Consider the following 23,046-nt stretch of genomic DNA (forward strand, 5'->3'; position numbering starts at 1 on the left):
GAAATAGGGATGTCATTTTTTATAAACCGTCGTGCGCTTCTCGCAACTGCCGGATTTGGTATCGGCGGTCTGATGCTTCCAGGTGGCGCGGCGATGGCGCAGGCTTTGCTGGGATTGACCGGCTTCACGCATAATGTGGCGAGCGGTGAACCCGGGCCGGATTCGGTTCTGCTGTGGACGCGCTATGTCAATCCGACGGGCGGGCCATCCAAGGTGCGGGTCGAAATTTCCGAAAGCCGTGATTTTGCGAAAATAGCGGGCGGTGGTCAGATGGTGACTGGCCCATGGCGTGACCATACGGTGAAGATTACCGTCGACAATCTCGCGCCCGGCAAGTGGCATTGGTTCCGCTTCATTGCGCCCGATGGCAGCATGTCGCCGGTTGGCCGCACCAAGACGCTGCCGGTCGGCAAGGCGAGCAAATTCAATATCGCGATCTTCTCCTGCTCCAACCTCGGCTTTGGCGAATTCAACGCCTATGGCCATGCCGCAGCGCGCGACGATATCGACATGGTTCTGCACATGGGCGACTATATCTATGAATATGGACGTGGCGGATATGACGGAGGCGCGAAATTTGCGGCCCGGATATTCCCAGCGGACGAAATCCTGACGCTGGCAGATTACCGCCTGCGCTATGCGAGCTATCGTTCGGACCCGCAGTTGCAGGCCTTGCATGCTAACTTCCCGGTGATTCCAAATACCGACGATCATGAAGGCGCCAATGATGCTTGGGAAGGCGGAGCCCAAAATCATACCGCGGATGAAGGTGAATACAGTGTCCGCCGGAATGCCGCGATGCAAGTTTGGCGCGAATGGTTGCCGGTGGGTGAACAGCCATGGAAAGAATATCCCATTGGCGATCTTGCAACCTATTTCCGCACCGATACCCGCATGGTTGCGCGGTCCAAGCCGTTTTCGCATGGCGATCTGGCACGCGCGGCGGATCCCGCCAAGGCGTTTGCGGAATTCCATGATGGCGCATGGCGCGACCCGGCGATGACGATGTTCGGGACCGAGCAGGAAAGCTGGCTGTTCAGTGCCATAGCGCGAAACAAGGGCACTTGGGCTGTCCTCGGAACGGGCACAAATATGGGGTATAATTTCACGCCGGAAGAGGCGATGAACTGGTTCCCTAAGGACGCACCGGAACGCACCAAGAATTTCGTACGCCAGGGTATCGCAGCGGCAAAGGCCGGCCTTCCCTATAATCTCGACAATTGGGGTGGTTATCCCGTCGCCCGGTCCCGCGTGCTCGCGGCAGCACAGCGGGCTGATGCGAACTTGGTCGTGGTCACCGGCGACAGCCACAATGGCTGGGCCTTCGACCTTCCCGAAGGCGGCAAACCGGCGGGCGTTGAATTTGGCGGCCATAGCGTCAGTTCGCCCGGCTTTGAAAGCGCAACGGTGGGCGTCGATCCGGCGGTCATCGCCCGAAACTTGCAAGAGGCAAGCAAGCAGGAACTGCGCTGGGTAGATACCTCGAACCGCGGCTATATGCATTTGTCGCTGACCCCGCAGGCCGCAACGAACGAGTGGGTGTTCATGCAAACCGTCAAGGATGTGTCCTTGGCGACCAAAGCAAGCCACCGCATGAAAGTGCGGCCCGGCCGTAAGGTACTTGAATTAGCTTAAGCGCAAGCTTCACGGCACCCCATCCAAAACAGGCTCGTTTAATCGCACGATTAAACGAGCTTGATTTCTTGCACGGCATCGCGTCAAAGAGAATCAAACAAAAGACGGGAGAGTAAGATGCAGATGGCCGGGCTTGGATATAGCGAAGAGCAAATCGAGTTGCTGGACGTGGCGACAACATTTTGCCGCGACAAATCCCCCATCGACAAGGTGCGCAAGCTGATGGACAGCGACCTTGGCTATGATGCCGACATCTGGGCGGAAATGGCCGCACTGGGTTGGTCCGCGATCGCCATTCCGGAAGCGCATGGCGGGGTTGGCCTTGCCTTGGCAGAAGTTGTTCCGGTCGTGGAGCAAATGGGCCGCCATCTGATGGCATCGCCGTTCGTGGCCTCTACCCTTGCCGCACAGACGTTGATTGCAGGCGGAACGGAAACGCAGAAGGCAGAATGGCTCCCCAAAATCGCAGAGGGCTCCATCGGCACGTTGGCTCTTTATGAAGCCCATGGTGATTGGGATCTCGGCAACATCACCGCCACTGCGCGATCTGATGGTGGAAAACTGCATCTGTCGGGCGAGAAGCTCTTTGCACTCTGGGCTGACTCTGCCGACTGCATCATTGTTTCCGTCATGCTGGACGGCAAGCCCGCGCTCTTGCTTCTGACGCGTGCGCAGGTCGAAGGGCGCTTACGCCGCGAAGCAATCATCGACGAGACCAAGCGCAGCTTCGCGCTATCGCTCGACGGTCTCGAAGTCGAGACATCGGCTCTGCTGGAGGTAGGCAATTGCGCGCAAACACTAGCGCATATCGAACAGGCGGCAACTTTGTTGCAGAGCGCAGAAATGTGCGGTGGGTCGCAAAGCGTGATCGATTATACGATCAGCTATCTGCAAACGCGCAAGCAGTTCGGTAAAATCATTGGCGAATATCAGGCGCTGAAGCATCCGACGGTCGATGCCTATGTCGATTATGAAAAGGCACGCTCGCATCTTTATAGCGCTGCTAGCAGCTTCAGCGATCAGGGCCTGGGCGAAATCGCAGTCCGCATGGCAAAGGCGGCGGCGGATGGTGTCTACAGTTTTGCCGCCGATCGTGCGATCCAGTTCCACGGCGGTTTCGGGTTCACGCATGATTGCGACGCGGGCTTGCATCGCCGTGCCGCCATTTTTCAGGCATCGCAATTTGGCGACGCCGCATGGCAGCGCGCCAAACTGAGTCATCTATTGCTCGGATAAGGGGGGATAATTCCCGCCTTTACGACCGGATGAGATAATCGAATGCGGATAGTGCCGCTTTCGTACCTTCGCCCATGGCGACGATAATCTGCTTGTAAGGCACCGTGGTCACATCCCCTGCGGCAAAAACACCGGGCAGATTTGTCGCGCCGTGCGAGTCTATTTCGATTTCTCCACGACCGGACAAGGCGAGGGGGCCTTGCAACCATTCGGTGTTGGGGACCAAACCGATCTGCACAAAAATACCTTCCAGATCGACCTGATGAAGCTCTTCAGTCGTCCGGTCCTTATACTGCAGACCCGTCACTTTCTCTCCATCGCCAAGCACTTCGGTGGTGAGGGCGGAAGTAATGATGGTGACATTGGGCATACTACGCAGCTTGGCCTGCAGCACAGCGTCGGCGCGTAACTGGGAATCATATTCAATCAAGGTGACATGCGCGACGATACCGGCGAGATCGATGGCGGCTTCCACACCCGAGTTGCCACCGCCAATGACAGCAGTGCGTTTGCCCTTGTACAGTGGACCATCGCAGTGCGGGCAATAGGCAACGCCTTTATTGCGATACAGATCTTCGCCGGGCGCACCCATTTCCCGCCAGCGCGCGCCAGTGGACAAAATGATTGTCTTGGCTTTCAGGCTGGCACCGCTTGCAAGCTTTACTTCGTGCAATCCGCCTGCTTCGCCCGGTATCAAGGCGCTGGCGGTCTGCAGGTTCATGATATCGACCTCATAGTCGCGAACATGCTGTTCCAGTTGCGCCGCGAGTTTCGGGCCTTCGGTGTGTGAAACTGAAATGAAGTTTTCGATGCCCATAGTATCCAGCACCTGACCACCGAAACGTTCGGCAACCACACCGGTCCGGATCCCCTTGCGTGCGGCATATATTGCCGCTGCGGCGCCGGCCGGGCCGCCACCTATTACCAGAACTTCAAAGGGCTCTTTCGCAGCAATCTTCTCGGCAGCACGCGCGACCGTGCCGCTGTCCAGTTTTGCCATGATCTGGGCAAGGTCCATCCGCCCTTGGCCGAATGGTTCGCCATTCAGATAGACCGCGGGAACAGCCATCACCTTGCGTGTTTCGACCTCTTCGCGGAACAGGGCACCATCGATGGCGACGGGGCGCACATTGGGATTGAGCGCCGCCATGATGTTGATGGCCTGCACGACATCCGGGCAATTCTGGCAGGTCAGCGAATAGAAGGTTTCGAAGTGAAATTCGCCTTCCAGCGCCCGGACAGAATCCAGCAGTTCGGCGTCTTCCTTGGGCGGGTGACCACCCATATGGAGCAGCGCCAATACCAGTGACGTAAATTCATGGCCGAGAGGTAATCCGGCAAACCGGGTTTCGGCGGTACCATCGGCACGGCGAATGGCAAAAGACGGCACTCGGTCTGCTTGTCCGTCGAAGCGGGCGGTCACAAGATCGGATTGCGCTGCCACGTCTTCGACCAGCGAACGCATTTCTGCCGCCTTCGGGCTATCGTCCAGTGTCGCCACCAATTCGACCGGCGTGCGCAGGTTTCCAAGATAGGTTTTCAACTGGGCTGTTGTTGCGGCATCAAGCATGGCTGTGTCTCTTCAAAACAAGCGGCATCGTTCCGCAAAAATTGCGGTACGACAAGAATGGATTTTTGGGGCAGCGCCGCGCCACCCGAAGGCGGCGCGGCATCTGTCACTTACTGGTTAGATCTTGCCAACCAGGTCGATGGAAGGTGCAAGGGTTTCGCTGCCTTCTTCCCACTTGGCGGGGCAAACCTGACCGGGATGTTCGCGCACATAGATGGCTGCCTTGATCTTGCGGACCAGTTCCACGGCATTACGGCCAACGCCTTCGCAGGTGATTTCGGTAACCTGGATAACGCCGTCCGGATCGACAACAAAGGTCGCACGGTCGGCTAGGCCCTGGCCTTCACGCAGGACGCCGAAATTGTTGCTGATCACATGATTCTGGTCGCCCAGCATGTGATAGTTGATCTTGCCAATGGCGGGCGAGCTGTCGTGCCATGCCTTGTGGCTGAAATGCGTGTCGGTAGACACGGCATAGACTTCAACGCCCATGGCTTGCAGGTCGGCATATTGGTCGGCCAAATCTTCAAGTTCGGTGGGGCATACGAAGGTAAAGTCGGCGGGATAGAAAAAGAATACTGCCCACTTGCCCTTTACGTCCGTGTCGGAAACTTCAACGAACTTGCCTGCCTTATAAGACTGCGCAGTAAACGGCTTAATGGTCGAACCTATGATACCCATATTCTATCCTTTCGAGTGTGAAGTAATTTCAATGGCAGCCCCAAAGCCGATTGCGCGGCAATCGTCCAGCAACTGTTTTTGCAAAGAGTAATCGATTTGATCGATTAAAACCGATTTCGAAGACATATTTTATAAATATGTACGTTCGAAGTCAATTCAAGCTCGCGGGCAGAAATGTTGGGAAAATGGCGCACCCAAGAGGATTCGAACCTCTGGCCTCTGCCTTCGGAGGGCAGCGCTCTATCCAGCTGAGCTATGGGTGCGGATGGCGGCCGAGTAGCAGGGTCCGGCCGTTTTCGCCAAGTGCTTTTTTTAAGACGTGTGGCGGCCGCCTATTGCGATATTCATTCGAAGAGGGAACCCATCGCCTTTCTGACCGTTTTTGCGAGACGAAATGAGGTAAGCGAAATGACGGCCAGATTGATATGTGTAGGGGCAAGTTTACTGGGTGTCATGGTGGGCTCTTGTCTGCCGGTCGCCTCGAAACAGCAAGCTGAAGCCAAAACCGACCCGGTAACGGGCACCGCTTCACCATCCCCAGCAGCGCCCGTAGCAGAGGTGCCGCTTGAAATTGCCATCAACCAATTTCCCAGTGGGTATCAGGGGCGGTGGGCAAAAACAGCCTCCGACTGCTCAATCGATCCGGAGCACAGCGAGAATGTCATTTCTCTTCAAGGGAGGTTGCTGAAATTCCACGAATCGGCGGGAACGATGACAGCCGGTAAACGGATGACCTCCAAAAAGATCCAGGCAGAGTTTGATTTTGTCGGTGAAGGCGAAAAATGGACCAAAAGCATTGGTTTTGAGATGAGTGAAAACCGCGAAAAACTGACTCGTACGGATGGCGAAAGCGGGGCGACCTATCATTATGTCCGGTGTCCCAAGCTAATGGCTGGATAAGTCAAATTCGGGGTGCTACGGCGCCCCCATGCAGAACCAATTTGACCTTAACGAAGATCAGGTTGCCATCCAGGATATGGCGCGCAAATTCACGGCAGATGCCATTACGCCCTTTGCGGCGGAATGGGACGAAAAAAGCCATTATCCGGTCGACGTGTGGAAGGCCGCGGGTCAGCTTGGCTTTGGGGCTATTTATGTCTCCGAAGAATCGGGTGGTACAGGACTTGGCCGGCTCGAAGCCGCGCTCATAATGGAGGCGATGGCCTATGGCTGTCCTTCGACAAGCGCGTTTATTTCGATCCATAATATGGCCGCATGGATGATCGACTGCTTCGGCAGTGCCGAGCTTAAGGCTCGTTTCTTGCCAGACCTGATCGGTATGGACAAGATTGCATCCTATTGCCTGACCGAACCGGGCAGTGGATCGGATGCGGCTGCGCTGAAAACGACCGCGCGGCTTGATGGCGACCATTATGTGCTGAACGGTACGAAACAGTTCATCAGCGGCGCGGGCTATAATGATGTCTATGTTGTAATGGTCCGTACCGGCGATAATGGCGCAAAGGGGATCAGCTGCCTTGTCGTGGAAAAGGATACGCCGGGGCTGAGCTTTGGTGCGCCGGAGAAAAAACTGGGTTGGAATTCCTCGCCCACTGCGCAGGTCATTTTTGAAGACTGCCGCGTCCCTGTTGCAAACCGTGTCGGGGCAGAAGGGGATGGCTTCCGTTTTGCCATGATGGGGCTGGACGGCGGGCGACTGAATATCGGCGCCTGCTCGCTTGGGGGTGCCCAGCGTTGCCTTGACGAAGCGATCTCATATACCAAGGAACGCCAGCAGTTCGGGCAACCTGTTGCCGATTTCCAGAATACGCAGTTCATGCTGGCCGACATGGCGACCGACCTCGAAGCGGCACGCGCGCTGCTTTACATGGCGGCAGCGAAGGTTAGCGCTAACGCCCCCGACAAGTCACGCTTTTCGGCGATGGCCAAGCGGTTGGCGACGGATAGCGGCAGCGAAATTGTCAACAAGGCGCTGCAGCTTTTCGGCGGCTATGGATATCTCCGCGATTATCCGATTGAGCGTTTCTGGCGCGATTTGCGGGTCCATTCGATCCTGGAAGGCACCAATCAGGTCATGCGCATGATCATCGGCCGGGACCTGTTGCGCCAATGACGCAGGATATAGCGACGCGGATCGAAGGTCATGCCGGGATAATCAGTCTCAACCGACCTTCGGCATTGCACGCCCTAACGCTGGATATGGTGCATGCCATGACCGACGTTCTCGTCAAATGGCAGACGTCGAAAAAGGTGAAGTGCATCATCATCGACCATGCCGAAGGCCGTGGGTTTTGTGCAGGAGGCGACATCGCCTTTCTCCGCAATTCAGCCCTGAACGATGAGGGGAAATCGGGAAGACAGTTCTTCCACGACGAATATCAACTCAACCATTTGCTGTTTACCTATCCCAAGCCTGTGGTCGCCTTCATGGACGGCATTACCATGGGCGGCGGTGTGGGCATTAGCCAGCCGGCACGTTTCCGTGTGGCGACTGAAAATACCCGTTTCGCAATGCCGGAAACGGGTATTGGTCTGTTTCCCGATGTCGGCGGTGGCTGGTATCTGTCGCGGCTTGAGGGAAGGGTGGGGCAGTTCCTCGCATTAACCGGCGCACGGATTGCGGGACCGGGTTGCCTCGCGCTTGGTTTGGCCTCGCACTATATCCCGAGTGAAGCATTGGCCGACGCCAAGGCACGTATTGCGGTTGAAGATGTCGAGCGGATCGACGGTATATTGGGAACATTGGCGGTGACCCCGCCGCCTTCCAAAATTGTGGAAACACTTTTCCAGATAAATCGCCATTTCGCGTCGGATAGGTTCGAAGAAATACTCGCCAGTCTTGATGCAGATGAAAGCGACTGGGCCATGCGTGAAGCGGCGACATTGCGGTCCAAAAGTCCGCAGACCTGCAAGGTAGCTTTGCGCCAATTGGCAGAAAGCCTGAAGCTGGACGACTTTGCTGAGAATATGGCGATGGAGTATCGCATCGCCAGCCGCGTCCTGACCCGCCCCGATTTTGCCGAGGGCGTGCGCGCAGTGATCGTTGACAAGGATAACGCGCCCAAATGGGATCCGGCCCGGCCTGAGGATGTCACCGACGCGCTGCTGGACACCATATTTGCGGCATTGCCCGCTGATGAAGAATGGAAACCCCTATGACCTATGAGACCTTGCTCGTTGAACAACGTGGTGCCGTCACACTCATCACGCTGAACCGGCCCCAGGCGCTGAATGCGCTGAACAGCCAGCTGCTCGCGGATCTTATAACGGCTTTCGCTGCGTTTGACGCCGATGACAGCCAGCGTTGCGCCGTGCTCACCGGCAGTGAAAAGGCTTTTGCGGCGGGTGCGGATATCAAGGAAATGGCATCCCAGTCCTTTGCGGACATGTATGGCAGCAACTTCTTCGCCGGATATGACAAGGTGACCGCGACCCGCAAACCTTGGATCGCGGCAGTAAACGGGTTTGCGCTGGGGGGTGGTTGCGAACTGGCGATGATGGCCGATTTCATCATTGCGGGCGACAATGCCAAATTTGGCCAACCCGAAATCAAGCTGGCCGTAACCCCCGGCATGGGCGGATCGCAACGTCTGACACGGGCAATCGGCAAGGCCAAGGCGATGGAAATGTGCCTGACCGGCCGGATGATGGATGCGGCCGAAGCCGAGCGGTCCGGCCTGGTAGCCAAGGTCGTTGCCGCAGCCGAACTGGTCGACGAAGCCGTGAAGACGGCCGAAGCGATTGCCGCGATGGCGCCACTCGCTGCCCTTGCTACCAAAGAGATGGTCAACGCAGCCTTTGAAACAACATTACAGCAGGGCGTTGTTTTTGAACGGCGCCTGTTTCACGGGTTGTTCGGTTCGGAAGACCAGAAAGAGGGCATGGCCGCCTTTGTTGAAAAGCGGCCAGGCATGTGGACAGGCAAATAAGCGGTTTGCTTAAGGCGCGGCGCTGATTTTCTCGACAGGCTGGAACTTTCCAAGCCCGCAACCTGCGCCTTCGGTCAAGCGGCCGCCATAATCGTGGAGCACACGCACGATATCCACGCTGCACAACTGGTTTAGGGAGGTGCGGTAGGAAAAGCGGTCCTCAAACTTCAAACCTGGGCAACTGCTGGGTAAAGAGTTCCGGTAGGTTTTTCCGCCTGCCATTTTGAAATCGATTGTGCTGTTGTCGATGACTTTTGTCGAACGGATCTGGTTCAAGGATACGCAGTTTACCGGCTCGCCTACGGCGCGTACCGGGGCAGGCTCTTTCTTTGCGGATAGGCCCGCCGTTGCGCCACCTGCCAACAGTGCGAGGGCTGCAACTCCTATGATTGATGTTCTCATCTCAATTCTCCCGAGTTTATCTAGGCCGCAACATTTTAGTATCTCAGTCCACCTGAATAGGGGCTGACTTGCCTTTGGGGGGTACGGTTTTTGGTTTGAAGCGACACAAATCGGCAACCGGGCAACGCCAGCATTCCGGTGTGCGTGCCTTGCAAACATACCGACCGTGAAGGATCAACCAGTGGTGCGCGCCGATCCGAAAGGGATGGGGCGTGCGCTTGTCGAGCGCTTTTTCAACCGCGAGCACGGTTTTTCCGGGCGCCAGACCCGTCCGGTTTCCGACGCGGAATATATGCGTATCGACGGCAAAGGTCTCTGCGCCAAAGGCGGTGTTCATGACGACATTTGCCGTTTTCCGCCCGACGCCGGGTAACGCCTCCAACGCATCCCGGTCGGCAGGAACCTCCCCGCCATGGTCGCGCACTAGTATTTCGGACAATGCGATGACATTTTTGGCCTTGCCGTTGAACAAGCCGATCGTCTTGATATGCTCCTTCAGGCCGTCTTCGCCCAATTGGACCATTTGCGCGGGCGTCTTTACTTCTTCAAACAGCCGCCGTGTTGCCTTGTTGACCCCGACGTCTGTGGATTGCGCCGAACATACGACCGCAACCAGCAGTTGATAGACATTGCCATAGGCCAACTCGGTTTCGGGCGACGGATTGGCATCGGCGAGGCGGCGGTAAAATTCGAAGATATCGGCCTTTTTCATGTATCGCCTTGCGGTGTTATGGAATGCAGGGACCCATAGCCGATTTCCGGAAAATCAAAACGCTCCGATGTCCATCGCGTCGAGCCATCCGTCGCTATATTTCTCATTCCGGGTGGAGGTTTGTTGCAGGACCGCTTCATCCAGTTCGCCATGGACAGCCATATGCTTCGCAAAAAATGCCCAGTGCCGATAGCCGAGAAAAAAGGAGCCGATCCCGAGTGTTGCAATGATGATCAAGGCATCGACAAGAAACAGCATGAACCATTCCCCACCTTCCGCTTCGAACGAGAAACGGAGGTCACCCCACGACAATTGGGAAATCGCGTTACGGAAAAATGCGGCGTAATAGATGACAAAGATCAACGAGATCAGCGTGTAGATCAGGAAGGCGATCAACAGGAAGAAGGCGAGCCTGATAGCCGGCGGTGCGTCGATAAAGACATAAACACCTTGGATCATCGTACCCTGCACCAATATGTAGGTAACGGTGACGATCATCAGCAGGATCGGCGTCAGATAGAGGCAAATGAAGGGCACAAGCACAGGTCGCACCTTTGCCGTAGACCGGAAGGGGATATTCCCGAAGCTCATCTGGTTCCACTTGTCGTTCCACAATGTTGTCATGGACCATGCAACAGCGGAGCCGAGGCTGAGATAATTTGCGACCCATTTCCACAAATTGGAAAATCCATAGGCCCATCCCGGTTCGTCAGACCCACCTCTTATCCCTTTCCAGTAAGTGCGGTTTAGGCGGTAACGCAGGGCACGAAAACGCGCGACGCCGACGACGAAATTGAAGAAGAGGAGAGTAATGACGCTGACGACGATAGCGGCCGTTCCATATCCCTGGAAAACAAGTGCCTGAATGCCGAACTGCAGGATTAAAAGGGGCCCGCCCAGCAGGATCGCGGCAAAGATGAACCCCACGAGCAGTTCTTTTGCTGTGCCGGTCCATTCCAGCCATTCGTCCAGTAACCAGGTATGGCTCCAGAGATATTCGCGTTCCCGCCTGATGGCCCAGAAACGATAGATTCCCAAAGTAACCAATGTCAGCAATGCATTTGATAAGGCGATCGGCGCGAATTCGCGCCAGTTTCCGCTAAAGCCAAAGCGCTGCTCTGGTTCGATTTCTAAATCCACAAGACAACCCCCGAAGCCCTTGGCTTTGGGTAATGTCTCCAAAACAAATGTCTAGAAGCAATTGGTGTCGCTGGGTCTAACCGGTCAGACGCCCAAAACCTCGGGCATGCCATAACGCCCGGCTTTCTGCTGCTTCAACCAAAGTGCTGCCTTCACGGCACCCTTGGCAAAAATAGCCCGGTTTTCGGCACGGTGGATCAGCTCTATACGTTCATTGTCTGAAGCAAAAATGACGCTGTGGTCGCCGGCAACACTGCCGCCCCGCAAGCTGGCAAAGCCGATATTCCCGGGTTCTCGTGCCCCGGTAATGCCGTCGCGACCTCTTTCGCTATGCGATTTGAGGTCGATCGCACGTCCCTTGGCGGCCGCTTCACCCAGCAGCGTCGCGGTGCCGGATGGTGCATCCACCTTGTGACGGTGGTGCATTTCAACGATCTCGATATCCCAATCGTCGCCCAATTGTGCCGCTGCCTGTAGCACCAAAGCCGCAAGCATGGTGACGCCGAGCGATGTGTTGCCGGTCTGCAATACAGCAATGTCGCGTGCGGCATCATCGATCAGATAATGATGGCGTTCTTCCAAACCGGTGGTCCCAATCACTATAGGCTTGGCTGCCGCGACACATGCATCCAGATTGGCTTCGAGAGCATGGGGACTGGAAAAGTCAACGAGCACGTCGGACGCCGCAATCAGTGAAGCCAGATCATCGCCCTTATCAACACCGCCCGCATAATCGTGTCCGGCCTCGGTAATCGCTGCCACCAACACTTGTCCCATGCGTCCCGCACTGCCGATTATGCCAATTTTCATATCTCTTTTTCCCGAACCTGTTTCACCGCTGGTGATTTCACTCCAAGGTCTTACTAGATTAGCATGCTGAAACAAGTTCAGCATAAGAATGGATCATCGGGTGACAGAGATACGCAACATCGTAATCCTGACCGGCGCTGGTGTCAGCGCGGAAAGCGGTATTGATACGTTTCGCAGCGCGGGTGGATTATGGGAGCAGCATCGCGTCGAAGACGTCGCGACGCCCGAGGCTTTTGCCCGCGATCCGGAACTTGTCCTCCGGTTCTACGATATGCGGCGTGCCCGTATTCAAGAGGTGCAGCCTAACGCCGCGCATCAGGCACTGGCCCGATTGGACGCGGAATGGAAGGGCGGCCTTCTGATCATCACGCAGAATGTCGATGATTTACACGAACGGGCCGGTGCCGGGCGTTTGTTGCATATGCATGGCGAACATTTGAATGCGTGGTGTCTTGCCTGCGACGGGCGGCATCGCTGGTACGGGACGCTATTGGATCGTCCTTCCTGTCCAACGTGCGGCGTGCCCGGGCAAATGCGGCCGGACATCGTTTGGTTTGGAGAGATGCCGTACAGGATGAACGAAATCTATGCTGCATTGAACCGGGCCGATCTGTTTGTCAGTATCGGGACGTCGGGGGCGGTCTATCCCGCCGCTGGCTTTGTCCGGGACGCACGCGAGCAGGGTGTTCGCACTCTCGAACTGAATCTTGAGCCGAGCCAGGGAAGTCATTGGTTCGATGAGGCACGTCATGGCCCTGCATCGGAAGTAGTTCCTGAGTGGGTAGACGAGTTATTGCGCCAGCAATCCGGTTAGGACGATAACGAACCGCAACTGCTGCACGCCGGGTCTTTCGGAAGTTTAATGCTGCGCATGGATGGGGTCATGCCGTCAAAAATGTGCAGCTTGCCACTTTGGCTATCTCCAAAGCCTGTGAGGACACGTATAGCTTCCATCGCAGCGAAACTGCCCATCAGGCCGCACATCGCCCCCAATACGCCCTGTGTGGCGCAGTCGTCACAATCGTCAGGGTCGTGCGCATCACCGACAAAGCATCGGTAACAGGGCGCGTCATTCTGCCACCCGGTGAAGGTGCCGATCTGACCATGAAATTGCCCGATGGCGGCGCTGACGAGCGGAACGCGGGCCGACAGGCAGAGATCGTTGACAGTCAGGCGGGTGGCAAAATTGTCGCTGCCGTCGATAACGACATCGACGCCGTTCAGAATGTCCGATGTGGTGAGATGGTGGATACGACGCCTGATTGCGTGAAAGCTCACGTCCGGGTTCAGCCGTTTAACGGCAGCAGCGGCAGCCTCTACTTTGGCCTCGCCAATTTGAGTTTCGCTATACAGAATTTGGCGTTGCAAATTGGACAGCGATATCGCGTCATCATCAACAACGCTGATCGTGCCGACACCGGCTGCCGCGAGATACTGGATCGCGGGGCTGCCGATGCCGCCTGCGCCAATAAGCAGGACATGGCTCTCTAACAAACGCGCCTGTCCGGCACCGCCAATATCCCGCAAGACAATGTGCCGCGCATAACGGTCCAGTTGGTGGTCGGAAAGTTCAGCCATTATCGGGGGGTATAGAGCAAAGCGGCAACAAATCTATATGAGAGCAGGTCAGGCAAATGAGGCGACCTTCATACTCCGGTCGAACCGAAACCTCCGGCACCGCGAGCGGTATCGTCCAATTCCTCAACTTCCACCATCGCGGCGTGAGTGACAGGCGCGACCACGATTTGGGCGATACGGTCACCTTTCGAAATGGGGAAATCATCTTCGCCCAGATTGGCCAGAATGACTTTTACTTCCCCGCGATAATCGCTGTCGATCGTTCCGGGCGTGTTGAGGCAGGTGATACCATGTTTAAGGGCAAGGCCAGACCGCGGACGAACCTGAACCTCATAGCCTTCGGGAATAGCGAAAGCGAAGCCGGTCGCAACGGCGTGCCGTTTACCCACGCGCAGCGTCAGGCTTTCGGCGGCGCAAATATCCATGCCAGCGGCACCGGTCGTGGCATAATCGGGCATCGCCAGACCGGCACCATGGTTCAGCCGCTTAACCTGTACTTCAACCTTGGGCGAGCGCATGGGCAACCCTTTCCATCAATTTGCGGGCGATAACGTCCTTCGGGCTATCGGGCCAGCTTTCAACTCCGTCCTTGTTTACGATATGAAAGGCGTTGTTTGCGCCTCCCATAACATCGCCGGATACGTCGTTTGCCACAATCCAGTCGCACCCTTTTTTCGCCAGTTTGGCTTGTGCATGTTCAATGATCTTTTCGGTTTCCGCAGCAAAGCCGATAAGCAGTCCCGGCCTGTTCTTATGCTGTGCAAGACTTGCGAGGATGTCAGGGTTTTCGGTTAATGTGAGGGGCGGAATGCCTTTGCCATCTTTCTTTATTTTCTGGTCCGGCGCTTCGGTGGCACGCCAGTCAGCGACGGCGGCAACCATGATGGCAACATCGCTGGGAAGAGCCTTTTCGACTTCCGACTGCATCTCCAGCGCTGTTTCGACATCAATACGTATGACGCCAGGTGGGGTCACCAAATGGACCGGACCGGCGATGAGAGTAACCTCGGCGCCCATTTCCGCAGCCGCCGCCGCGATAGCGAAGCCTTGTCGTCCCGATGAGCGGTTGGCAATGTAACGGACGGGATCGATGGCTTCATGCGTTGGACCGGCCGTCACCAGAACGCGCTTTCCAAATAGCGGCCGGTGCGTGATGTCCGCGAAATCGGGCTGTGCTTCCAATGTTGTAGGCGCGCGTCCGGCCGTGAGGGTTGAATCGAAACTATGCCCAAGCATTGCACAAATCCGTTCGGCGATTGCGGGTGGTTCCGGCAGCCGCCCCGGCCCGAATTCACCGCAGGCCATTGCGCCTGAATCGGGTTCCATGATCGTCACGCCGTCGGCGCGCAATTGTGCCAGATTGCGCTGAGTTGCGGCGTGTTGCCACATGCGGACATTCATGGCGGGAACGGCCAACACCGGTTTGTCCGTGGCAAGCAATATCGTCGTGGCGAGATCGTCGGCGATCCCTGCTGCCATCTTGGCAAGGATATTCGCTGTCGCTGGGCAAATGACGATAAGGTCGGCCTGACGGCTGAGCTGGATATGCCCGATCTCGCGTTCTTCTTTCAGGTCGAACATGTCGCCATAGACCTGATCTTCGGTCATCACGCCCATCGACAGTGGCGTTACAAATTCCGTCGCACTCTGCGTCATGACCGCGCGGACAGCGATTCCCTGCCGCTTGATAAGCCGGACAAGTTCAAGTGACTTATAGGCAGCAATGCCTCCAGACACGATCAGCAGGATGCGTTTGGTTTCCATGATTATCCGCTTAATTCCGTATCGGGAACCGTCAAAGCAAATTGTGTATGTAAGGCTGGCTTCCCGGTGCAGCTATGGACCATGCGATGGGCACGGCGCGAGGACATTACAGTGCCCACATTCCTGCAGCACCCGTGGCCGCAGCGACTACAGCGACCAAAGCATAGCGCCACCAGCCACCACCGGCACGCCGTTCCCAGATAAGTTCGACATGCGGCAGGGGAGGTGGCTCTGGCGCACCGCCTTTTCGCGGCAATTGTTCGTCGAGCCTGCGGATGATGTCGGGGATCATCTTCAATGTGTCCGCCTGCTTCTTGATGCCGTCGGCGAGCATGGCTTCAGGTCCAAGCTCACCTCTGATCCAGTCTCGGACAAAGGGTGCGGCTACATCCCACATGTTAATGGCGGGATTGAGTGATGTGGCAATTCCTTCCACCATGACCATTGTCTTCTGAAGTAGAAGCAGATGGGGTTGGGTTTGCATATCGAAGTCGCGGGTAATAGCGAAAAGACTGTCGAGCATTTGCCCGACCGACAATTCGCTCACGGGCTTGCCGCGCGTCGGTTCCCCGACGGCGCGCAGTGCGGTCGCAAATTCGTCGACATTGTGGTAGCTGGGCACATATTGCGCCTCAAAATGTATTTCCGCGACGCGCTTATAATTGCCGGTTGTAAGGCCATATAATATTTCAGCGAGCCAGAAACGCGCCTGCCGGTTGATACGCCCCATAATCCCGAAATCTATCGCAACGATTGTCCCATCCGCCCGGACGAAAAGGTTGCCCTGATGCATATCGGCGTGGAAATAGCCCTCGGAGATTGCTTGACGCAAAAAGGTCAGGACCAGTTTTTCGGCCATTTTATTGAGATCATGGCCTGCCGCTTTAAGTGCTTCGATATCGGAGATCTTGATTCCGTCCACCCATTCCAGCGTGAGTACCCGGCCCGACGTGCGATCCCAGTCGATTGCCGGGATGGAATATCCATCGACCGCGACCATAGCGTCTTTGAGCTCGGAGGCGCTGGCGGCTTCGCGGCGTAAATCCAGTTCGCGCAAAGTCCATCTCTTCAGATTGGCAATGACCAGTTGGGGCCGCAAACGCGCAGCTTCACCACCAAGCGCTTCGAGATGCGCGGCTGCCCATTCATAGGTTTCGATATCGCGTGCGAATTGTTCGCGAATACCTGGACGCAAAACCTTGACGGCCACATCCTTGCCGTCGGTGGTTCGGGCCCGGTAGACTTGTGCGATCGACGCAGAACCCACCGCTTCGGGATTGATATATTCGAACAATTCGTTGGCAGGTTTATTCAGGCTGGTATCGATCTGCGCATAGACCGCTTCGAAAGGTGCAGGCGGAAGCTGGTCCTGAAGCGTCAGCAGGTTATGCGCCGCCTCAACACCGATAATATCCGGCCGGGTCGCCAATGTCTGGCCTAGCTTGATGGCCGCTGGGCCGATAGCGCGAAAGGCACCTGCATAGTCTGGCACTTTGGGCTGGACCGTTCCGAAACGGGCAATCCGGCAGAGCCGCTTTACCTGTGGCGGCGTGTTGCGGTCCGCTTCGATTGCGCGCAAGGCGCCGTGGCGGGCGAGTATCCGTCCCCATTTCAATAGACGCAGGATGTGGGTCACCGGACGGGTCATGTTCTTTTGACCCCTCCCGCATGGGGAAGGGGATATCCCGCCAAGTGCATTTTCACACTTTCCAACCGCTGTGGATAGCCACCAGTCCACCCATGATCGGTTCGACCTTGGTTTGAACAAATCCGGCTTCGCCAATCATCCGCTTGAAATTTTGCATATCAGGGAACCGGCGAATCGATTCGACTAGATAGCGGTAGCTGTCTTCATCCCCGGCGATGGCTTTGCCGAGTTTAGGAACGAGGCGTTCCGAATAGACATCATAAGCCTGCGCCAGTCCGGGCCATTCGACCGTCGAAAATTCCAGACAAAAGAACCGTCCACCGAAGCGCAGCACGCGATGCGCTTCTTTCAATGCGGTAGGTATGTCCGTTACGTTCCGGATACCGAATGCGATGGTATAGGCATCAAAATGCTTGTCCGGAAAGGTCAGCGTTTCCGCATTTTGCGGCGACCAGATCAATGTGTCGATTCCACGTTTCAGCGCGCGACCCATGCCCACTTCCAGCATATCTTCGTTGATATCGGACACTGTCACTTGAGCACCCGATTTTTCCATCCGGAAGGCGATGTCACCGGTTCCGCCGGCCATATCCAATATGTCTTCGCCCGCCTGTGGTTTCACCCGTCGAACAAATTTGTCTTTCCACAGACGATGCATCCCGCCGGACATCGCATCGTTCATGATGTCATATTTGCGTGCAACATTGGAAAAGACGCCGCCGACGCGTGCAGTCTTCTCTTCGGGGCTTACCTGTTCGTAGCCGAAAGATACAGTTTCAGTCATCGCGCGAGTCCCTAGCCGATAGTTGCGGATGTCGCAAAGGCTGATGCGTGCAAAAAGCATCGCTGCGGATGACAGAATTGTTTCTCTATATTCCCTATTCCATCGTTATAAAGACATAGACAGACGGCGGGGTTCGCCTTCATAGCGTTAGCCAATGCCCGAGCTTCCCGAAGTAGAAACAACCGTTGCTGGTTTACGCAAGGTCCTAGACGGCCAGCGGATAACGCGCGCAGAAGCATTTCGCGCTGACTTACGGTGGCCCATCCCGGAAGATTTGCGCCAGCGTTTGACAGGCGCAACAATCACAGGTCTGGGTCGGCGTGCGAAATATGGCCTGATTTACACGGACCGCGACGACGTTCTGATTTTCCATTTGGGGATGTCCGGCAGGTGGCGCGTTGATCCCGCCGAGATGGAAAAGCACGACCACTTTCTGCTCGAGACCGCTGCAGGACGGGTTGTAGCGTTAAACGACCACCGACGCTTTGGGTCGCTTGATATTGTAGCAAACGGAACTTTGGCCGATTATCGTTTTTTCGCGAAAATGGGCCCTGAACCCCTGTCGGACGAATTTGACGCGGAAGTTCTTCAAAAGGCGCTAAAAGGGCGCAAGGCGCCGATCAAGGCGATGCTGCTGAACCAGAACATCGTGGCAGGGCTCGGCAATATTTATGTATGTGAGGCGCTGCACATGGCTGGTATTGCTCCTGATGCGTTGTCGGAGAAGATATCCAAGCCGCGGTTGGTCAAACTGGTAATCGCGATCAAAGTGGTGTTGACCTCAGCTATTGCGGCTGGCGGTTCAACCTTGCGCGATTTTGCGGCGCCTGATGGCGAGCTTGGATATTTTGCCAAGGACTGGCGGGTATATGGTCGTGAGGGGGAAGTTTGCGGTTGTGGCGCACAGGTCAAACGGCGGGTCGATTCGGGGCGTTCCACCTTTTATTGTGCGAAATGCCAACGATAAGCAGCATTTTTGGGGCTTTTGCAGGTTGACGAATCTGAAACCCGAGGGTAAGGGCGGCACCTTCAACGGGCAAGCATCGCACGATGAGGCTCGTATCTAACGAAATTTGAGGACTAAAATGGCCAATACGCCGCAAGCAAAAAAGCGTATCCGTCGCAATGCGCGTCGCACCGAAGTTAATGGCGCTCGCGTCAGCCGCATTCGTACTTTCGTGAAGAAAGTTGAGTCGGCAATTGAAGCAGGCGACAAGTCCGCTGCCGCCGAGGCATTGGCTGCGGCACAGCCGGAACTGGCACGTGGCGTGTCCAAGGGCGTTCTGCACAAGAACACGGCTTCGCGTAAGTTCGGCCGTTTGACGAAGGCTGTTGGCGCGCTCGCGTAAACAGCATTCATCTTCGTCAGAGCGATCTGATGCATCTATGCAAAACCCGCCCCAATTGAGGCGGGTTTTTCTTTGGGCGGAATGTCATAATCCTAACTCAAGGATTTCCTGCGATTCGGGGGATCGTTTTCGCGTCACCGAACAGAAAAAACCGCTAAAACAGGTGATTAAAAATTAATTTACGCTTTTGCTTGGCTTGCAGAGAGTCAACAGCATTTATTTCACTTTTTTTGCAATGCGCCCCTTGCTCGACTCGTTTAGAGACGTCTAAGAAAAGACCTCCAGCATCGCGTGACGACAGTCGGGCAGTGCCTCACATTGAGATTTGGACACAGATTGAGCTTCATTTGGCGACAAGTGGGCTGGGGTTTTCTGTGGCTTGGTGTGACGGCGGATAGCGCGCGGTTTCGATGTGCTGGCAAGGGGTGGAAAAGAGGGGCTCGCACAAGGTGACCGGTAATATTATTGTATCGCAGAACAGTTCCGGTCAGCAGACAGACGGTAACGCCGCAGCTGCCCTGACCGCACGCTTTGAAGCCGACTGGCAGATCATTTCCTCCGGGTTGCGTCGCGACTTGGGCGCACAGATTTATGGCCAGTGGATTCGATCGATCACATTGGGCGATTTCTGTGACCTGACCGGAACGTTGGAATTGCTTCTTCCGTCCGATTTTTCCGCAAGCTGGGTTTCGGACCATTATGCAGATCGCCTGCGTCTCGCTTGGGTGTCGACCAACAAAAGCGTCAAGCAACTTAAGATCCGTACTCGTCCGGGTACCGCGCGCGTTGAGATGCTGCGCCCCTCGGGTGTAACCGAACGCCCAGCCGCCCAGCATATGGCGGAAGCATTGCCTGTTCGCTCGGCACTCGATCCACGCATGACCTTTGCCAATTTTGTCAAAGGGCAAACAAATGTACTGGCACTCAGCGCTGCAGAGCGGGTGGCTGCCAAGGACAAGCCACTCTTCAACCCGCTTTATCTTCAGGCAGCGACTGGGCAGGGCAAAACCCATTTGATGCACGCCATCGGCCACGCCTATGCCGAAGTTAATCCCGACGCACAGATAATCTATATGTCGGCCGAAAAATTCATGATGGAATTTGTAACCGCAATGCGGCGCAAAGAAGTTATGGAATTCAAAGCCCGGCTTCGCGCGGTTGATGTTCTTTTGATTGACGATATCCAGTTCATCATCGGTAAGGTTTCGACGCAGGAAGAGTTTCTACACACGATCGACGCGATCATCGGAGCCGGTAAGCGCCTTGTTGTGGCTGCTGACCGCGCACCGCAGGCCCTCGACGGTGTTGACCAGCGGATTCTTTCCCGCCTGTCGATGGGACTCGTCGCCGATATTCAGCCGGCTGATCTTGAATTGCGTCGGTTGATATTGCAGCAACGTCTGGCCCAGATGCCTGAGGCGCAAGTGGGTGAAGATGTGGTGGAATTTCTCGCCCGCACCATCAGCCGTAATGTCCGTGAGTTGGAGGGCGGTTTGAACAAGCTTCTTGCCTATGCCCAATTGACCGGCAAGCCTGTGACGCGGACTTTGGCTGAAGAGCAACTGAAAGACATACTTAGTGCTTGCCGTCGGCGCATCACAATCGATGAAATCCAGCGCGCCGTTTGCGAATACTACCGCATTGACCGCAGTGAGATGTCGTCCAAGCGCCGCGCACGTGCCGTGGTGCGTCCGCGTCAGGTCGCGATGTATCTGGCAAAGGTGATGACACCACGCAGCTATCCCGAGATTGGCCGCAAATTTGGTGGACGTGACCATTCGACCGTCATCCACGCCGTACGGTTGGTGGAAGATTTGCGGAAGCAAGATAGCGATATGGACAATGATGTGCGTGCTCTCTTGCGTCAGCTTGAGGCGTGATATCGGGCTCCCCGCTTTAAACACCGCTTTTCAACGAGAACTCCACAGCTTATCCACTGTCCTATCCGGATTCGGGGGATAATTATGGTCACATTCTGCACATCTTGCGGCACAGCCAACCCACCGAACGCACGCTATTGTTCAAAATGCGGGGCAATGTTGGGTGCCGTCGATCAGCCAAGTGCGGAGGCAGCCTCCTCTGCCGATGCGCCGCTTGCGTCTCCAACGGTGGGCGGTCTAGAAGGGACCCTTAACACCGAGAAGGTCCAAACCATTTCCAGGTCACACACTAAAAAAAGGCGTTGGTTCCTTCCCGCGGCAGTCGTAGGCGGCGCGCTGGTTGTGGGTGCCTTGTATTTCTGGTTGTTCATTCTGGACGATCTCGGGAGTACCCCTGGACAGAAGACAACGCCAGGCACGACGGTCGGCGCGACTTTGGAACCGAAACAGTTATTCGCTATGACTGAGGCGAATATCCGCGATCGTGCGACAACTGTCGGCAGCCAAATTCTCGGAAAACTTCCACGCGGCAGTGCAGTCACAGGCGTCGTAAAATTGGGAATGGATGGCAGCAGCGAATGGCTGGAACTGTCGGATGGCAAAGGCTTTATCGCAGTGATAAATCTCGCCGAGTTCCAACCGCCAGAAATCACCAAGCCACTGAATGACCGTGTGTGGACAGCGGATGGAGCGCTCGATATTTGGCTTCAGCCAGATACAGCTAGCGGACTTCTAGAACGGGTAAGCACCGGAACCAGACTGACGCTGGCCGGTTTAACTGCGAATGACTTTATCGAAGTCAAACTTGGCAAAGGCGGCGTTGGATATCTCGCCGATGGCGCGGCAATTTTGGCGCGGCTGGGTGGCAAGCCTGTGGCGATCCGCTTCAATCCCCAAACCTGCAGCTTCGGCGGCGACATTGACGCGGAATTCGCCAAGATCGCTGCCCGTCTCCGTGCCCAATGGGCGGATCTGGAGAATAAGGAGTTTGTCGACGAAGAAGCTCGCGATAAAGCCTATGCTGCGGCCGAAGGCAAAAGCACTTATGTCAAACTGCAACGCTCGTTTGAAGGGCTGTCACTGACCGCAATAGGACAGCACTACGAAGCCCAATCGCTTTATTTCTCCGATCCGGCTGCCAAGGTTATCGAAACATTTCGCAGCAAGGGATATCGGGTTGGCGCCGACGGAACGTTTACGTCCACCGAGCTCTACGCCGGTATCAGTGCGACGCGGGGTGAAGGCGCAGCTTACGGCAAGTCAGAGCTCGGTTGCGGCGTTTAACAGGCTAGCGTTTTTCTTCAGGCGCTATCGAGATACGGACGGTCTCGCCGCTGTTTCCAGGAAAACCTGTGAACATGGCTTCGACCAGATTCGGCACCAGATGAGGCAATTTGTTGGAGCGTGATTTCGCTTCAGCCTTGCCTTCAAACAGGCGCTTGCCGTCATTCGCCCGATCAATTTTCAAATCTATATTGGCCGTATAGACGGTGAAACTATCGACATCATAAGGACGATTAAATCCGCTGTAGAGAAACGGGTCATAATAGCCGACGACATAACGACCGCCCCGGCGCGTCCGGACCACGTAAGGACGGTATGCGCCGCCAAATCCCCAATAGGGATCATAGAACGGGTCTTGGCGAACGATTGTGCGCTCTTTGCCCTGATCTACGGTATAGCCGAGAGTTACCGTCATATCCGCTGATGAACCTGATGCGGCTGGAGTATATCCAATTTCCTGCAGTTCGGTAGTCACCAAGGAAGCATATTGTCCGAATTCAATGCCACCATTGTTCGCAGGATCGGCTGCGCGAATTGTGAAAGTTTGTCCTTGGGGCGCGGGCAGTTCCTGAAAGCGCGACACGTCCGCCTTGAATGGAGTAGCGCATGCACTAAGCCCAAGCATGGCGGCAGGAACGAAAAGGAGCGACACAAATTTTTTCATTTTTAAAATCCTCGACGTT

Annotated in this window: 23 protein-coding genes, 1 tRNA gene and 1 pseudogene; 12 read left to right on the forward strand and 13 right to left on the reverse strand. The window is 55.9% G+C overall.

Annotated elements, in window-relative coordinates; translation table 11 throughout:
* The first annotated feature begins 9 nt into the window (after positions 1-9).
* A complete protein-coding gene (locus EUU25_RS01200) occupies positions 10-1,635 on the forward strand; it encodes an alkaline phosphatase D family protein (protein WP_158897657.1) in 1,626 nt (541 codons plus the stop codon).
* 117 nt (positions 1,636-1,752) lie between these two features.
* The gene (locus EUU25_RS01205; RefSeq protein WP_158897658.1) at positions 1,753-2,871 is read left to right on the forward strand and encodes an acyl-CoA dehydrogenase family protein; all 1,119 of its coding nucleotides are present in this window, start codon (positions 1,753-1,755) and stop codon (positions 2,869-2,871) included.
* Positions 2,872-2,890: 19 nt separating this feature from the next.
* On the opposite strand, the gene ahpF is transcribed toward EUU25_RS01205, so the two are convergent.
* From ahpF to EUU25_RS01220, 3 genes are all read right to left on the reverse strand, one after another.
* A complete protein-coding gene (gene ahpF / locus EUU25_RS01210; protein WP_158897659.1) occupies positions 2,891-4,441 on the reverse strand; it encodes an alkyl hydroperoxide reductase subunit F in 1,551 nt (516 codons plus the stop codon).
* Between the two features lie 117 nt (positions 4,442-4,558).
* Positions 4,559-5,122, reverse strand: coding sequence for an alkyl hydroperoxide reductase subunit C (ahpC, locus tag EUU25_RS01215; protein ID WP_158897660.1), 564 nt, complete (start codon positions 5,120-5,122; stop codon positions 4,559-4,561).
* Between the two features lie 186 nt (positions 5,123-5,308).
* Positions 5,309-5,385, reverse strand: a tRNA-Arg gene (locus EUU25_RS01220).
* On the opposite strand from EUU25_RS01220, the gene EUU25_RS01225 reads away from it, so the two are divergent.
* From EUU25_RS01225 to EUU25_RS01240, 4 genes are read left to right on the forward strand one after another with little or no spacing between them, the layout of a single operon-like run.
* A complete protein-coding gene (locus EUU25_RS01225; RefSeq protein WP_158897661.1) occupies positions 5,378-6,022 on the forward strand; it encodes a hypothetical protein in 645 nt (214 codons plus the stop codon). The two genes, EUU25_RS01220 and EUU25_RS01225, sit on opposite strands and share 8 nt — an antisense overlap.
* Before the next feature lie 28 nt (positions 6,023-6,050).
* Positions 6,051-7,196, forward strand: a complete 1,146-nt coding sequence (locus EUU25_RS01230; RefSeq protein WP_158897662.1) for an acyl-CoA dehydrogenase family protein — start codon at positions 6,051-6,053, stop codon at positions 7,194-7,196.
* Positions 7,193-8,242 (forward strand): enoyl-CoA hydratase/isomerase family protein, encoded by a 1,050-nt coding sequence (locus tag EUU25_RS01235; RefSeq protein ID WP_158897663.1) that lies wholly within the window; start codon positions 7,193-7,195, stop codon positions 8,240-8,242. The genes EUU25_RS01230 and EUU25_RS01235 overlap by 4 nt, the downstream gene beginning before the upstream one ends.
* Positions 8,239-9,012 carry an enoyl-CoA hydratase gene (locus EUU25_RS01240; protein ID WP_158897664.1) on the forward strand — a complete coding sequence of 258 codons (774 nt, stop codon included), beginning with the start codon at positions 8,239-8,241 and terminating at the stop codon, positions 9,010-9,012. The genes EUU25_RS01235 and EUU25_RS01240 overlap by 4 nt, the downstream gene beginning before the upstream one ends.
* Before the next feature lie 9 nt (positions 9,013-9,021).
* On the opposite strand, the gene EUU25_RS01245 is transcribed toward EUU25_RS01240, so the two are convergent.
* The 4 genes from EUU25_RS01245 to dapB form a co-directional block, all read right to left on the reverse strand.
* On the reverse strand, positions 9,022-9,414 hold the full coding sequence (locus tag EUU25_RS01245; protein ID WP_158897665.1) for a DUF6491 family protein: 393 nt from the start codon (positions 9,412-9,414) through the stop codon (positions 9,022-9,024).
* Between the two features lie 43 nt (positions 9,415-9,457).
* Entirely contained in the window at positions 9,458-10,126 is a 669-nt protein-coding gene (gene nth / locus EUU25_RS01250; protein WP_158897666.1) for an endonuclease III, read from the reverse strand.
* A 54-nt stretch (positions 10,127-10,180) separates the two neighbouring features.
* The gene (locus EUU25_RS01255) at positions 10,181-11,266 is read right to left on the reverse strand and encodes a YjgN family protein (protein ID WP_158897667.1); all 1,086 of its coding nucleotides are present in this window, start codon (positions 11,264-11,266) and stop codon (positions 10,181-10,183) included.
* Between the two features lie 84 nt (positions 11,267-11,350).
* The gene (gene dapB / locus EUU25_RS01260) at positions 11,351-12,076 is read right to left on the reverse strand and encodes a 4-hydroxy-tetrahydrodipicolinate reductase (RefSeq protein ID WP_158897668.1); all 726 of its coding nucleotides are present in this window, start codon (positions 12,074-12,076) and stop codon (positions 11,351-11,353) included.
* A gap of 100 nt (positions 12,077-12,176) precedes the next feature.
* On the opposite strand from dapB, the gene EUU25_RS01265 reads away from it, so the two are divergent.
* Positions 12,177-12,890, forward strand: coding sequence for an NAD-dependent deacylase (locus EUU25_RS01265; protein ID WP_158897669.1), 714 nt, complete (start codon positions 12,177-12,179; stop codon positions 12,888-12,890).
* On the opposite strand, the gene EUU25_RS01270 is transcribed toward EUU25_RS01265, so the two are convergent.
* The 5 genes from EUU25_RS01270 to EUU25_RS01290 all read right to left on the reverse strand — a co-directional run bounded on the left by EUU25_RS01270 (position 12,887) and on the right by EUU25_RS01290 (position 17,850).
* On the reverse strand, positions 12,887-13,654 hold the full coding sequence (locus tag EUU25_RS01270; protein WP_158897670.1) for a HesA/MoeB/ThiF family protein: 768 nt from the start codon (positions 13,652-13,654) through the stop codon (positions 12,887-12,889). The two genes, EUU25_RS01265 and EUU25_RS01270, sit on opposite strands and share 4 nt — an antisense overlap.
* Before the next feature lie 68 nt (positions 13,655-13,722).
* Entirely contained in the window at positions 13,723-14,172 is a 450-nt protein-coding gene (gene dut, locus EUU25_RS01275; protein ID WP_158897671.1) for a dUTP diphosphatase, read from the reverse strand.
* Positions 14,153-15,418 carry a bifunctional phosphopantothenoylcysteine decarboxylase/phosphopantothenate synthase gene (locus EUU25_RS01280; protein ID WP_158897672.1) on the reverse strand — a complete coding sequence of 422 codons (1,266 nt, stop codon included), beginning with the start codon at positions 15,416-15,418 and terminating at the stop codon, positions 14,153-14,155. The genes dut and EUU25_RS01280 overlap by 20 nt, the downstream gene beginning before the upstream one ends.
* A gap of 106 nt (positions 15,419-15,524) precedes the next feature.
* Positions 15,525-17,066 (reverse strand): 2-polyprenylphenol 6-hydroxylase, encoded by a 1,542-nt coding sequence (ubiB, locus tag EUU25_RS01285; protein ID WP_158897673.1) that lies wholly within the window; start codon positions 17,064-17,066, stop codon positions 15,525-15,527.
* Between the two features lie 52 nt (positions 17,067-17,118).
* Positions 17,119-17,850, reverse strand: a complete 732-nt coding sequence (locus EUU25_RS01290; protein ID WP_158897674.1) for a class I SAM-dependent methyltransferase — start codon at positions 17,848-17,850, stop codon at positions 17,119-17,121.
* A 154-nt stretch (positions 17,851-18,004) separates the two neighbouring features.
* On the opposite strand from EUU25_RS01290, the gene mutM reads away from it, so the two are divergent.
* From mutM to EUU25_RS01310, 5 genes and pseudogenes are all read left to right on the forward strand, one after another.
* Entirely contained in the window at positions 18,005-18,817 is an 813-nt protein-coding gene (gene mutM, locus EUU25_RS01295) for a bifunctional DNA-formamidopyrimidine glycosylase/DNA-(apurinic or apyrimidinic site) lyase (RefSeq protein ID WP_158897675.1), read from the forward strand.
* 118 nt (positions 18,818-18,935) lie between these two features.
* Complete coding sequence (gene rpsT, locus EUU25_RS01300; RefSeq protein WP_158897676.1) at positions 18,936-19,199, forward strand: 30S ribosomal protein S20; 264 nt, start codon at positions 18,936-18,938, stop codon at positions 19,197-19,199.
* Positions 19,200-19,717: 518 nt separating this feature from the next.
* Positions 19,718-21,079 carry a chromosomal replication initiator protein DnaA gene (dnaA, locus tag EUU25_RS01305; protein WP_246162968.1) on the forward strand — a complete coding sequence of 454 codons (1,362 nt, stop codon included), beginning with the start codon at positions 19,718-19,720 and terminating at the stop codon, positions 21,077-21,079.
* 84 nt (positions 21,080-21,163) lie between these two features.
* Positions 21,164-21,235 (forward strand): annotated as a pseudogene (locus EUU25_RS16680) (zinc-ribbon domain-containing protein); the annotation flags it as partial.
* Complete coding sequence (locus tag EUU25_RS01310; RefSeq protein ID WP_246162830.1) at positions 21,236-22,363, forward strand: hypothetical protein; 1,128 nt, start codon at positions 21,236-21,238, stop codon at positions 22,361-22,363.
* Positions 22,364-22,367: 4 nt separating this feature from the next.
* Here the strand turns inward: EUU25_RS01310 and EUU25_RS01315 are convergent, their stop codons facing one another.
* Complete coding sequence (locus EUU25_RS01315) at positions 22,368-23,027, reverse strand: DUF4136 domain-containing protein (protein ID WP_158897679.1); 660 nt, start codon at positions 23,025-23,027, stop codon at positions 22,368-22,370.
* Between the last annotated feature and the right edge of the window lie 19 nt (positions 23,028-23,046).

Origin of the sequence: Sphingorhabdus lacus, from assembly GCF_009768975.1 — a bacterium.
Taxonomy (GTDB): Bacteria; Pseudomonadota; Alphaproteobacteria; order Sphingomonadales; family Sphingomonadaceae; genus Sphingorhabdus_B; species Sphingorhabdus_B lacus.